The sequence below is a fragment of the Collinsella sp. AM18-10 genome (assembly GCF_003471585.1).
In the GTDB taxonomy this organism is placed as follows: Bacteria; Actinomycetota; Coriobacteriia; order Coriobacteriales; family Coriobacteriaceae; genus Collinsella.
The window spans coordinates 50,979-64,736 of the sequence record NZ_QRJO01000001.1 but is presented as its reverse complement, the minus strand read 5'-3'; the positions used below and the strand labels follow the sequence as shown (position 1 = coordinate 64,736).

Genomic DNA, 13,758 nt, shown 5'->3' with positions numbered 1-13,758 from the left:
GAATTGATATCGATATGGAGGTGTGCGGTATGACGGCTGCTGCGGCTGTGGAGCCCACGGAGCTTGAAGAACTCATGGAAGCGCAGGCCGAGGCCGCGCATGAGCGCGAGGTTGGGGATGCGACTCGCCCCACGGCAGAGGATCTTGCCGCCTCGCCGACGCGCATCGACGTCGAGGGCCTCGACCTGTTCTATGGCGACCACCATGCGCTCAAGGACGTGAATATCAAGATCCGCGACAAGCAGATCACCTCGTTCATCGGGCCTTCGGGCTGCGGAAAGTCCACGTTGCTGCGCTGCTTTAACCGCATGAACGACGGCATCAAGGATTGCCGCATCGAGGGCAAGATTGCGATCGATGGTCAAGATATCCTGGGCGATTGCGACATCTGCCGTTTGCGCCAGCGCGTGGGCACGGTGTTCCAACGCCCCAACCCATTTCCCATGAGCATCTACGACAACGTCGCCTACGGTCCTCGCGGTATGGGTGTGCGCGACCGCGCCGTGCTCGATGAGCTGGTCGAGGACTCCCTGCGTCGCGCTGCCCTGTGGGACGAGGTCAAGGACAAGCTCAAAGAGTCGGGCCTGGGTCTTTCGGGTGGACAGCAGCAGCGCCTGTGCATCGCCCGCGCACTTGCCGTGCAGCCCGACATTCTGCTGATGGACGAGCCGACCTCGGCACTCGACCCTGTGTCGACGTTGGTGGTGGAGCAGCTGGCCTGCGAGCTCAAGGAGACCTGCACGCTGGTGGTCGTGACGCACAACATGCAGCAGGCCGCGCGTATTTCCGATTCGGTTGCGTTCTTTTTGCTGGGTGAGCTGGTGGAGCACGCGCCCACCGCGCAACTCTTCAAGAATCCGTCCGATCCGCGCACCGCGGATTATTTGACGGGGCGTTTTGGCTGACGCTGTCTTTTACAGGTGCCTTTAGGGTTAAGATGCGGTCATATCGGCCGCAAAGGGGTTCAACATGATCTATTACGTCGAGGACGATGACAACATCAGGGATTTGACAGTCTACGCGCTGCGCAAGCAGGGAATCGAGGCCGAGGGCTTTTCGTGTGATGGCGAGTTTAAAGCTGCCGTGGCGCGACGGGTGCCCGATGCCGTGCTGCTCGATATCATGCTGCCCGACACCGATGGCTTGGCGATTATGCGTCGTCTGCGTGCCGATCGCCTGACGGCGACGGTGCCCATCATGATGCTTACCGCCAAGGACACCGAGCTCGACAAGGTGATGGCGCTCGATGGCGGTGCCGACGATTACCTGACTAAGCCGTTTTCGCTCATGGAGCTTGCGAGCCGCTGCCGCGCACTGCTGCGTCGCGGCGGCATGGTCAAGCAGGCGAGCGATGTGCTCAGCGTGGGCGACATCGTGCTCTCGCCCAGCCATCGCGAGGTGACCGTTGCCGGCGAGCCGCTTAAGCTCACCCTGCGCGAGTTCGACCTGCTCGAGTACCTCATGCGCAAGCCCGGCGTGGTCTTTACCCGCGAGTCGTTGCTGCAGAGCGTGTGGGGCTGGGACTTCGACGGCGGTTCGCGCACCGTTGACGTGCACGTGCAGACGCTTCGCCAAAAACTGGGCGAGCATGCCAGCGCCATCGAGACCGTGCGCGGCGTGGGTTATCGCCTGGCCGAGCCTTCTGCCGGTGATGGTGCCGAAGGCGACGACACCGCGGCCACCGCATCGGAGGAGTAACCCGTGGTCTTCGCCCCCCAGGGAAAACATACGCTGTCGCACCGCGTTTTTGTGACGATCTTTGTCTGCGCCATGGCGGTTATCGTGGCGTTTACGGTGCTGGGTGCGTTCTTTGTGCAAAACACTTTGGCGGATGCCACGAGTGCCAATCTGGCGCAGGAAACCGAGCTCATTGCTGCCGCTCTCGACGAGCAGCAGGAGCCCATTCCGTTCTTGCGAAGCCTCGATCGCGAGGATCTTCGTATCACGCTGATCAATAAGGACGGATCTGTTGCCTACGACAACGAGGCGTCGCCTTCCACACTGCCCAACCATGGCGATCGCCCCGAGGTCATCGAGGCCTTTGAGAGTGGTTCGGGTTCCGCGGAGCGCGCAAGCTCTACACTCGACGAGATTATGCTGTATCGCGCCGTCACCCTTGATAACGGCCAGGTCGTCCGCTTGGCGCAGGCCCAGCCTGGCGTTGCGGCGATTTTGCTGTCGATGCTGGCGCCGATGCTGCTTATCGCAGCAGCGGGTGCGGTACTCTCGTTTTTTATGGCGCGCCGTGAGTCCCGTGCCATCATCGCGCCGTTGCAAGAGGTGGATTTGGACCACCCACGCCGTAGCTATGAGCACGCCTATGCCGAGATGGTCCCCATGCTTGAGCGTATCGAGTCGCAGCGCCAGGAACTCAAGCGCCAAATGGCGGTGCTAGCGGACAACGACCGTATGCGCCGCGAGTTCACGGCGAATATCACCCATGAGCTCAAGACGCCGCTTACGGCGATTTCGGGCTATGCCGAGCTCATCGCAAATGGCATGGTCGAGGGCGAGGACGACCTGCGCAACTTTGGCGGTCGCATCTATCGTGAGGCGGGCCGCTTGGCAGCGCTTGTCAACGACATCCTTACGCTGTCTAACTTGGACGAGGCCGAACGTGCAACTGAAGGCGAGGCAGTGCCCATTGGGTCCACGGAGCCTATTGAGCTCTCGCGTGCGATCTACGCGGTTGAGCAGCGTCTTGAACAGGTTGCCCGTCAGGCGAATGTGACGATAAGTCATGAGACCAAGCCTGTGGTCATCGAAGGCGTGTCGCGCTTGATTGACGAGCTCATCTACAATCTGGCAAGCAACGCCATCCGCTACAATCGACCCGGCGGTACGGTTACGCTGCAGTGCGGCACCAACGACGAAGGCCATCCGTTCCTCGCGGTCGCCGACACGGGAATCGGTATCGCGCCTGAAGAACAGGGCAAGGTATTTGAGCGGTTCTATCGCGTGGACAAGAGTAGATCCAAGGCACGCGGCGGAACCGGCCTGGGGCTTGCCATTGTCAAGCATGCGGCCCTGTATCATCACGCCACGCTCGATCTATCGAGCGAGTTGGGCGTGGGAACCACCATTACGGTGGCGTTTCCCATACAGCAGGACGAGCCATTCGCATAGCGATACAACATAGATAATGATGTAGACGCCGCATCGGACTTTCGGGTGCGGCGTTGTTGTGCAATTTTACGATCGCTTCCGTCATTTTTACAGGAGAGCCTGTTTCTTATGTATAGAGTTTGGTCTCGGTAAAAAGATGCGATAACATACGGACAGTTTTGTCAATCCGAACTGGGGAAATGAAAGGCAAGCTGCATGACCCTTCTCGAACTGTTCCAGCTGCTGAAGAAGCACCTCAAGCTGGTCATCACCCTTCCGGTGGTCTGCGCGATCGCCATGGGCATCGTGTCCTTTGTTGCGATGGACAACACCTACACCGCGACGACGAGCATGTACATTCTCGCCAAGACCGACGATAGCGGTCAGATGAGCTACAACGATCTCTCGGCGAGCCAGATGCTTTCCAACGATATCGCCACGCTGCTGGATAGCGATAGCGTTAAGAGCGGCGCCGCCAATGAACTGGGCCTCACCGATCTGGATGACTACAAAGTGTCTGTTTCCTCCGAGACCACCACGCGTGTCATTACGCTTTCGGTTACCGGCACCGATGCCAAGGAGACGGCTAAGGTCGCAAAGGCCATAGCTAGCTCGGTGAGTACGGTCGCTCAGAACGTCGGCGCTGCCCAGAGCATCAACGTTATCGACGAGGCTAAGACCCCCGAAGCCCCCAGCGGTCCCAAGCGTATGCTGTACGTTGCTGTCGCGTTCCTCGCGGGCATTTTTATCGCAGTTGCCTATGTCGTTTTGGCAGACATGCTCAATACCCGCATCCGCGGTGCCGAAGAGGCAGAAGAGCTCCTGGGCATTCCCGTTGTTGGCCGAATTCCGGCTATGAAAGGTGGTAAATAGGCATGGCTAAGGCAAAGAACACCGATAAGCTCGTTGTACAGAATGCCGCTAAGACCCTTCTGGCCAACATCCGCTTTGCGAGCGTGGACGACCCCATTCGCACCATCACCGTTACCTCCTCGATTCCCAACGAGGGCAAGTCTACGGTTTCCATTAACCTTGCTCAGGCAATCGCCACGAGCGGCAAGTCCGTGCTCCTGGTCGAGTGCGATATGCGCCGCAGGTCCCTTGCCGATATGCTCGGCGTCCGCTCCCGCGGTGGACTCTATGCGGTCCTTTCCGAGCAGATCTCCATTGACCAGGCAATTGTCGAGACGGGTCAGAAGAACTTCTACTTCCTCGATGCTGAGCCGCATATTCCCAATCCTGCCGACATCATCGTCTCTCACCGCTTTTCCAAGTTGGTCAAGGCACTGTCTGCTAAGTTCCAGTACGTCATCTTCGATGCTCCCCCGGTTGGCACCTTCATCGATGCTGCCGAGATTGCCAGCCTGACCGACGGCGCGCTGTTCGTGGTGCGCGAGAACTTTACCAAGCGCGAAGAGGCGCTCAACGCCATCGGTCAGCTTAAGAAGTCCGAGAAGGTCAAGCTCATCGGTACCGTTATGAACTACTGCGAGACCGAGACCAGCGAGTACTACTACTCCTACTACACCAAGGACGGTAAGAAGGTTAAGAAGGGCTCCGACGGTCAGGGCACTTCCAAAAAGGGCATCTTTACCAACCGAGCAAACGTTTAGTTGATTAAGGCTGACCTATGCGTGACATTCATTGCCATATCTTGCCGGGTGTAGACGACGGCGCCGCCGATCTCGATGAGAGCTTGGCGATGCTCGAGGCTGCCAAGCGGGCCGGTGTAACCAGAATCGTTTGCACTCCTCACTGCCGTGATCCCTATTTTGATTACGACAAGATGTGGGATGCCTTTGAGCTGCTGCGCGATAACGCTGACGGTTTTCCGCTCCAGATGGGCTTCGAGGTCAACCATCGAAAGCTCGTTGAACTTGGTATCGATGCCGCGGAGCACTTGCATTTCGATGGGACCAACGAGTTTCTGCTCGAGCTTTCGACGCATGCCGATGCGTATGCGTTTAGAGAATACGAGAACACGATTTACGATTTGCAGTGCCGTGGCTACCAGGTGATCATCGCTCATCCTGAGCGCTATCGTGCGGTTCAAAAGGATGTAAGCGTGGCGGAACGCCTGGTCGATATGGGCTGCAAGCTGCAGGCTTCGGCGGACTTTATTGCCGGTGGTCGCTTTGGTCGCGAGAAAAAGCCGGCCCAGCGCCTGTTCGATCAGAACCTGTACAGCTTCATCGCGAGCGATGCCCATAACGTGGGTCATTACGACTGCCTGGCGAAGGCTCGCGCGAAGTTTAGCGTGCGCGGAGCTCATTTTCGCTAAAATCTGTCCCTAACGTTCTCATTGAATGAAAGGGCAGCCATGGATATCCAACTTAAGACGGGATGCTTTGATGACGCGGCGTTGGTGCGCCGCGTCGTTTTTATGGACGAGCAGGGCTACGAGAATGAGTTCGACGCTATCGACGAGGACCCGAACTGCATTCATGTGACGCTCTATGTAGACGGCGAGCTTGCCGGTTGCTCGCGCGTGTTTCCCGAAGAGCTTGAGCGCGCGGCTGACGCAGAGGCTCCGGTGTCGCCGGCGTGCGACTTGGACGAAGGCGTCGCAGCGGGGGAGACCTACATTATGGGGCGCGTCGCCGTGCTGCCGGCTATGCGTCGTCGTGGTTTGGCGAGCAAGATTGTCGAGGCCAGTGATACCGCCGCGCGTGATGCCGGCGCCAAGCTCATTAAGCTGCACGCGCAGGAATACGTGCTGCCGCTCTATGCCAAGGCGGGTTACACGCAGATTGCCCCGGTGGACTATGAGGATGAAGGCCAGCCCCATGCCTGGATGGCCAAACGGGTCGAGGGTGGCAGATAGGGACGTTCCTTTTCTGCCGGCAGTTGGGGACACTCCTTGGCAATTGGCGCATCAGAGCGTTTGGACATACAGTTTTTCGATTCCGTATGTATATATGCGCGCTAATGGGTTATAAAATCTAAGTCTGAACATAGCAGGTCTGCGATGCGGCTCGGGCAACCGGGCCGTTTTTGCGGACGGGGGTAGCGCGAAAGGACTGCACATGCGTCAATTTAAGACCGAGAGCAAAAAACTGCTCGACCTCATGATCAACTCCATCTACACCAATAAGGAAATCTTCCTGCGCGAGCTTATCTCTAACGCGAGCGACGCCGTCGACAAGCTCAACTTTAAGAGCCTGCAGGACCCGAGCGTCAAGCTCGACCAGGGCGACCTGGCTATTCGCGTTTCCTTTGATAAAGACGCCCGCACCATTACCATCTCGGATAACGGCATTGGCATGACCGCCGAGGAGCTCGAGCGCAATCTGGGCACCATCGCCCATTCCGGCTCCGAGGAGTTTAAGACCGAGAACGCCGAGCAGCAGGGCTCCGATGTCGACATCATCGGCCAGTTTGGCGTGGGCTTCTACTCTGCCTTTATGGTTGCCAGCCACGTAAAGGTTGTCAGCCGCGCCTATGGCGAGGACACCGCTCACGTGTGGGAGTCTGATGGTCTTGAGGGTTACACCATCGAAGACGGCGAGCGCGCCGAGCACGGCACCGATGTCATCCTGACGCTGCGCGAGAACGAGAAGCTCGACGCCGACGGCGAGGCCGAGACCTACGATCGCTTCCTGACCGAGTGGGGCCTCAAGAGCCTGATTCAGCAGTACAGCAACTATGTGCGTTACCCGATCCAGATGATGGTGAGCAAGAGCCGCCAGAAACCCAAGCCCGAGGACGCCGGCGACGACTACAAGCCCGAGTACGAGGACTACCAGGAGCTCGAGACCATCAACTCCATGACGCCGATTTGGAAAAAGCGCAGCTCCGACGTTGAGCAGAAGGATTACAACGAGTTCTACAAGTCCACGTTCCACGACTTTGACGATCCCGCGCGCACTATCAGCTTCCATGCCGAGGGTACGCTTGAGTACGATGCGCTGCTGTTTGTGCCGGGTCGCGCCCCGTTCGATCTGTACAGCAAGGACTACGAGAAGGGCCTGGCGCTCTACAGTTCCAACGTGCTGATTATGGAGAAGTGCGACGACCTGCTGCCCGACTACTACAACTTTGTGCGCGGTGTCGTGGACTCTGCCGACGTGACGCTCAATATTTCGCGTGAGACGCTGCAACAGAACCGTCAGCTCAAGGCCATTGCCAAGCGTGTCGAGAAGAAGATCACTGCCGATCTTGAGGACATGCGCGACAACGACCGCGAGGCATACGAGAAGTTCTTTGAGAACTTTGGTCGCGGTCTGAAGTACGGCATCTACTCGAGCTACGGCATGAAGGCCGACGAGCTCGCCGACCTGCTGCTGTTCTGGTCTGCCAAGGAGCAGAAGATGATCACCCTTGCTGAGTATGCCAAGGGCATGCCCGAGGGCCAGAAGGCAATCTACTATGCCGCCGGCGATTCGCGCGAGCGTCTGGCCAAGATGCCCGTCGTGAAGGGCGTGCTCGACCGCGGCTACGATGTACTGCTGCTGACGCAGGACGTGGATGAGTTCACCTTCCAGGCCATGCGTGAGTACGTGGCTGCCGATATGCCCAAGGTCTACGAGGATGACGCTGCTCGCGAGGCTGCCGAGAAGGCCGTTGCCGATGGTGCCAAGCCCGAGGTCGAGGATCGTCACCTGGAGCTTAAGAACGTCGCGACCGGCGATCTTGACATGGCGACCGATGACGAGAAGAAGGAGGCCGAGGACGCCACCAAGGAGAACGAGGATCTCTTTAACGCCATGAAGGAGGCGCTCGGCGACAAGGTCGAGAAGGTTGCCGTCTCTGCGCGTCTGACTGACGCTCCCGCCTGCATCACCACCGAGGGTCCGCTTTCGCTCGAGATGGAGAAGGTGCTTCAGAAGGGTCCTGAGGGCGCGCCCGACGGTATGCCCAAGAGCCAGCGCGTGCTCGAGCTCAACGCCAAGCATCCGGTCTTCGCCAAGCTCGTCGCTGCCCAGAAGGCCGGCGACGCCGACAAGATCAAGCAGTACTCCGGCCTGCTCTACGATCAGGCCCTGCTGGTCGAGGGCATCCTCCCTGAGGATCCCGTTGCCTTCGCGGCGGCTGTCTGCGAGCTGATGTAACTAGGGGGTTACGCGGTTCTACGAACCGCGTAACCACTCGACGCTGCAAGCCCGCCAGAGCGGCAATCTGCCTTTCAACTTCGGCGGCATGACCAGAAGGTCAATGCCGCCTCGTTTCAAGGCACCTTGCTCGCTCTGGCGGGCTTTCGCTGTCTGCGCCAAAACATCGGCGTTGTTATGGGTAGTCGTTGGGGACGTTCTTAAATGACTAGTCGTTGGGGAATGTGGCACTTGGGGACGTTCCTTTTCTGCCGGCAGTTTGGGACATTCCTTGCACCATTAGTCGTTGGGGACGTTCTTGTTTGACTGGTCGTTTAAGAACGCCCCCGATGACTATTCGGATTGTTAATTTGTGCGGGTTGTGGTTTTGCGACCTGCTGAAATTTGAGATACTGTACAACTGTACGTTAACTAATCTTCGTAGTATATTGCTACCCGCAAAACTCAATACCATTGTGCTTCGAGGCGCCAAAGCGCCTACGTACAATGGTTATCGATAGTACGATTCGATTCAACGACAGGATGGATGGTCCAAGCGTGAGTCTCGGCAGCAAACTATCCGATGCAAAGGTCTCCTTTGCGATATTCAAGCGCGACATTAAGCGACTGCTTGTGAACCCCGTCGCCTTGGTGGTTACCCTGGGCGTATGCGTTATCCCCTCGCTGTATGCCTGGTACAACATCGTGGCCAACTGGGATCCGTATGGAAACACCCAGGGCATTAAAATCGCTATCGCCAACAACGATCAGGGCACCCAGAACGACCTAGTGGGCGAGCTTAATGCGGGCGATAAGGTGGTCGATCAGCTCAAGGAAAACGATCAGCTGGGCTGGACCTTCGTCGATTCGGCCGCCGATGCCAAAGAGGGCGTCGAGAGCGGGGAATACTACGCGGCGATTGTAATCCCCAAGAACTTCTCCGACAATCTGGTCTCGATGCTCGACGGCAACTACCATCAGCCGAAGCTCACCTATTACGTCAATGAGAAGAAGAGCGCCATTGCGCCCAAGGTCACCGATACCGGTGCCAACACCATCGAGGAGCAGATCAACTCGGAGTTTGTCTCCACGGTGGGCGAGACTGTTGCCAGTATCGCCAAGGATGCCGGTGTCGATTTAAAGGACAAGGCAAGCCAGACTCAGGACTCGCTGACAAGTTCGGTGTCCGAGGCATCCGACACCTTGGGTGAGGTGCGCGATTCGATTGGCGATATGAATGCCGCCATCGATAAGACGAGTGGCGCTATCGCCTCGGCTGATGCGGCGCTTGCCGGCTTGCAAGGTCAGGCACCGTCGCTGACGCAGGCAATCTCCCAGGGCAACGACCTGCTGGGCGAGGCTTGCGCCACGGCGGGCAACTCTATCACCTCGCTCTCCAAGGCACTCTCGGAAGGTAGCCTTGCACTCACCAAGACGTCAGCCTCCGCGAACGCTGCGATTGGCAAGCTAACGGGTACGGTCACATCTACGACCACCCGCATCGACAACTCGCTCGAGTCTCTCCAGGCGACGATCGATCACAATAAGGCCGTTATCGGGCACTTGGAGATTCTCGTTAATGACACGTCGACAGGTTCCGAGGAAATTGACGCGCGCATTGTATCGACCATCGATTCGCTTCGCGAGCAAAACCAGAAGCTGCAGAGCATCAAGGATGGCCTTTCTGCACAGTCGAGCGCCATGGCAAACGACGCTACGGCAATCTCGAACGCGAGCAACGCACTCAACGCGGCAATTCAGACCGGTACGGCTAACCTCGGTCAGGCTCAGACCGATCTGGGTCAGAACGCACTTCCGAAGGCTTCGAGCGCGCTTGACTCCTTTGCCGCCGTTTCGGGCGATTTGACCGGCATTGTGTCGGGTATGACCCCCACGATAGCGAGCGCGCGCGGCACGCTGGCGCAGCTCGACGCCACGCTCAAGCAGGCAAAGACCACGCTGTCCCAAACCGACGCCTCCCTTGCCAAGGTTCAGGACAAGCTCGCGACCGCCGCCAATGACATTGCGGCGCTGCAGACCTCTGAGTCTATGGGCGAGTTAGCCGACCTCATGGACGTCGACGTCAATGACGTGGCAGATTTCATGGCATCTCCGGTTGAGCTCGCGTCCAAGTCGATCTATCCAGTCAAGAGCTTCGGCTCGGGCATTGCCCCGTTCTATACCAACCTAGCGCTTTGGGTGGGCGGCTACGTGCTTATCGCCATCTACAAGCTCGAGGTCGACCGCGAAGGCATCGGTAGCTTTACGGCGCGTCAGGGCTACTTTGGCCGCTGGCTGCTGCTGGTGATCCTGGGTGCGTTGCAGGCCATCATCGTTACGGTGGGAGATCTGGTCATTGGCGTTCAGTGCGTCAATCCGCTGCTCTTTGTACTGGGCGGCATCGCTATTTCGTTCACCTACGTCAACATCATCTATGCGCTGTCCACCACGTTTAAGCATATCGGTAAAGCCATTGGCGTCATCCTCGTCATTGTGCAGATCCCCGGCTCGTCGGGCATGTATCCCATCGAGATGATGCCCGGCTTCTTCCAATGGCTGCATCCGCTGCTGCCCTTCACCTATGGCATCAACCTGCTGCGCGAGACCGTCGGCGGCATGTACTCGCTCAACTACCTGTTCAACCTGTGCATCTTGGGCGTGTTCTTGATCGTGGCGCTCTTTATCGGTCTGCAGCTGCGTCCGCTGCTGCTCAACCTCAATCTGCTCTTTGATAAGCAGCTTTCCACGACGGGTCTGATGATCTGCGAGTCCAATGACCTGCCGCGCCAGCGCTACTCGCTGCGCACGGCCATGCGTGTCATGCTCGATTCCGATTCGTATCGTCGCGAACTGCTCGATCATGCGGTCGCCTTTGAACATCGCTACCCGTACTACATCAAGGGCGGTTTTGCCGCCGTGGTGGGCGTTCAGGTCCTGCTCTTTGTCCTGTCGACGGTTCTCGATATCGACAATAATGGCAAGATCATCCTGCTGGTCATTTGGATCATCTCGGTTATTGCCATCTGCGGCTGGCTTATCAATATCGAATATATCCGCGCGAGCCTCAATACCCAGATGCGCATCTCGGCGCTTTCGGATGAGGACCTGCGTCGCGAGATGCGCGAGCACACGGCCGCCATTCCTGCCGCTCGTCGCATGTTCGGCTTGAATGCGAGCGAGCGGGGGTCTGAACCCAAGACTCAGACTGTCAGCCAATGTGGTCATCGCGATGCGGTCCATGTGCCCGAGAACGGGGATGACACGTTTGTGATGAATGAAAATAACGCCCCGATCGGCAAGCACTCCAAAGGAGGTGAGGCATAAATGAAAAACATCCTGCACCTGTTTAAGCGCGATGTCCAAAATGTGTCTCGCTCCGTGATCGGCATGGTCGTCGTGATGGGCCTGATCATCGTGCCATGTCTGTACGCGTGGTTTAACATCGCCGGCAGCTGGGATCCGTACGGCAACACCGGCAATCTTAAGATCGCCGTGGTCAACACCGACGAGGGTTACGAGAGCGATCTGATTCCCGTCGAGATCAACGTGGGCGAAAACGTGACGGCGACCCTGCGCGGTAACGAGAACTTTGACTGGGTTGTCCTCAATGACCGCGATAAGGCGATTGAGGGCGTTAAGTCGGGCGCGTACTACGCTGCCGTCGTTATCCCTAAAACGTTTAGCGCCGACATGATGACGCTTTTCTCGACCGAGGTGAAGCACGCCGATATCGAGTTCTACGAGAACCAGAAGGCTAACGCCATCGCCCAGATCGTGACCGAAAAGGGTTCGAGCGCCGTCCAGAGCCAGGTGAATGAGACCTTTACCAAGACCATCACGACCATCGGTCTAAAGACGGTGTCCAGCCTGCTCGATTACATGAGCACCGATCAGGTCAGCAACTTTATCGCCAACCTGTCCTCGACACTGGGCGATTCGGTCGAGGACCTGCAGGACGTTCAAGCCAACGCGACTTCGCTTGCGGGCATTTTGAGCTCGACCTCCGATTCGTTGACGTCGGCGAGCGGTATGCTCCAGCAGACGGGTAAGGTCGATGAATCTACCAAGCAGTTGATGGAGCACGCCGAGAGCGGCATTAGTGATTCCAAGGAAGCACTCAAGGCCGCCAACGACGCTATCAACGCCGCGATTGACGGAAGTGCGGGCTCGTTTGACAACGTGTCCGCCGAGCTCGCGAAGGCTTTCTACGCCGCAAACCAGCATGTTGACCTCACGGTGTCCCAGCTCAACGATGCCGCGGCGGCGCTCGATACGCGTGCCAAGGAAATCGACGACACGGCCGACCAGCTTCGCAGCTTTGCCGATCAGGTGAGTGACGAAAAGCTCCAGGACAGCCTCAAGTCTGTGGCTACATCGCTGGGCAGGATCGCGACGGAGTATCGTAACAATGCCAACGACCTGAGGGCAACCGCAAAGTCCCTTTACGACAGCATGGCAGAGGTCAACAGCACGCGTGCCGAGGTCGACCAGGCCATCGCCGATGCCAAGGCGGGTATCTCGGGAGCCAAGTCCGACTACGATTCCACGTTCTCGGTTAAGGCCAAGGAGCTCAAGAAGACCATTTCGGGCGTTCTGGATTCCCTGAACGGTATCTCGGGTGACTTGGATAGCGCCGTGAGCGGTCTGACCGACGCCTCTGGCTCGCTCGCAAAGGGCCTCTCCAAGGCTGCGACGCTGGTCAACAAGGCTTCTGATCAGTTGGGCGAGGCATCGGACAAGATCAGCGCCTTTAAGGACGAGCTCGATGGCGCCCTGATGTCGGACGACCTTGCCACGATCAAGACGATGATCGGCAACGATCCCGAGGGTTTGGCCGTGTCGCTTTCCGGCCCCGTCGCGCTCGACCGCAAGCCGGTCTATCCGATCCGCAATTACGGTTCGGCCATGGCGCCGTTCTATACGATCCTGTCGCTGTGGGTCGGCTCGATCGTGCTGGCGGCCATGATGAAGGTCTCGGTTGACGATGAGCTCATCAACGAGCTCATCCCCGTGCGCCTGCACGAGATCTACCTGGGCCGCTACCTGTTCTTTGGAGGTCTGGCCCTGCTGCAGGCGACACTCGTGTGCGCGGGCGACATCCTGTTCTTTGGCATCCAATGCGACAACCCGCTGCAGTTTGTACTTGCCGGCTGGGTCGCGAGTCTCGTGTTCTCCAATATCGTCTACACGCTCACCGTGTCGTTTGGCGATATCGGCAAGGCGCTCGCCGTCGTGCTGCTGGTCATGCAGGTCGGCGGTTCGGGCGGCACGTTCCCCATCGAGATGACCGGTCCCGTGTTCCAGGCGATATATCCGTTCCTGCCGTTTACCCACGGCATCAACGCCATGCATGCCGCCATGGCCGGCGCCTACCATATGGAGTACTGGATTGAGCTGGGTATCTTGGCGAGCTACCTGATTCCGTCGCTGGCCCTGGGCGTCGTCTTCCGCCGCCCGGTCATCAAAGCCAACGACTGGATTATCGAAAAGCTGGAGTCGACCAAATTGATTTAATACAGCTACGTAAACGCCGCCGGAACATCGAGGTCTTCCAACCCGATGCTTTAGCGTAGTGAATTGCATGGGCTGCTTGATTGTTGCTACAGTAGCGGGGCGTGCCGGG

General features: G+C 58.1%; 10 protein-coding genes. All 10 read left to right on the top strand.

Features of this window, described 5'->3' with window-relative positions; translation table 11 throughout:
• The first annotated feature begins 29 nt into the window (after nucleotides 1-29).
• The 10 genes from pstB (at nucleotide 30) to DW211_RS00200 (ending at nucleotide 13,649) form a co-directional block, all read left to right on the top strand.
• On the top strand, nucleotides 30-905 hold the full coding sequence (pstB, locus tag DW211_RS00245) for a phosphate ABC transporter ATP-binding protein PstB (protein WP_199576613.1): 876 nt from the start codon (nucleotides 30-32) through the stop codon (nucleotides 903-905).
• Nucleotides 906-969: 64 nt separating this feature from the next.
• The gene (locus DW211_RS00240; protein ID WP_089572665.1) at nucleotides 970-1,698 is read left to right on the top strand and encodes a response regulator transcription factor; all 729 of its coding nucleotides are present in this window, start codon (nucleotides 970-972) and stop codon (nucleotides 1,696-1,698) included.
• A 3-nt stretch (nucleotides 1,699-1,701) separates the two neighbouring features.
• On the top strand, nucleotides 1,702-3,126 hold the full coding sequence (locus tag DW211_RS00235; RefSeq protein ID WP_118258561.1) for a cell wall metabolism sensor histidine kinase WalK: 1,425 nt from the start codon (nucleotides 1,702-1,704) through the stop codon (nucleotides 3,124-3,126).
• Between the two features lie 195 nt (nucleotides 3,127-3,321).
• Nucleotides 3,322-3,978 carry a YveK family protein gene (locus DW211_RS00230; protein ID WP_118093904.1) on the top strand — a complete coding sequence of 219 codons (657 nt, stop codon included), beginning with the start codon at nucleotides 3,322-3,324 and terminating at the stop codon, nucleotides 3,976-3,978.
• A gap of 2 nt (nucleotides 3,979-3,980) precedes the next feature.
• Nucleotides 3,981-4,718: a CpsD/CapB family tyrosine-protein kinase gene (locus tag DW211_RS00225; RefSeq protein WP_118258559.1), complete on the top strand. Its 738-nt coding sequence runs from the start codon at nucleotides 3,981-3,983 to the stop codon at nucleotides 4,716-4,718.
• Between the two features lie 17 nt (nucleotides 4,719-4,735).
• Nucleotides 4,736-5,386: a tyrosine-protein phosphatase gene (locus tag DW211_RS00220; protein ID WP_022094060.1), complete on the top strand. Its 651-nt coding sequence runs from the start codon at nucleotides 4,736-4,738 to the stop codon at nucleotides 5,384-5,386.
• A gap of 39 nt (nucleotides 5,387-5,425) precedes the next feature.
• On the top strand, nucleotides 5,426-5,929 hold the full coding sequence (locus DW211_RS00215; RefSeq protein ID WP_117799977.1) for a GNAT family N-acetyltransferase: 504 nt from the start codon (nucleotides 5,426-5,428) through the stop codon (nucleotides 5,927-5,929).
• A gap of 202 nt (nucleotides 5,930-6,131) precedes the next feature.
• The gene (gene htpG, locus DW211_RS00210; RefSeq protein ID WP_118258557.1) at nucleotides 6,132-8,156 is read left to right on the top strand and encodes a molecular chaperone HtpG; all 2,025 of its coding nucleotides are present in this window, start codon (nucleotides 6,132-6,134) and stop codon (nucleotides 8,154-8,156) included.
• A 537-nt stretch (nucleotides 8,157-8,693) separates the two neighbouring features.
• Entirely contained in the window at nucleotides 8,694-11,459 is a 2,766-nt protein-coding gene (locus DW211_RS00205) for a YhgE/Pip domain-containing protein (protein ID WP_233540902.1), read from the top strand.
• Nucleotides 11,460-13,649 carry a YhgE/Pip domain-containing protein gene (locus tag DW211_RS00200; RefSeq protein ID WP_118258556.1) on the top strand — a complete coding sequence of 730 codons (2,190 nt, stop codon included), beginning with the start codon at nucleotides 11,460-11,462 and terminating at the stop codon, nucleotides 13,647-13,649. It abuts the gene before it with no gap.
• Nucleotides 13,650-13,758 lie beyond the last annotated feature (109 nt).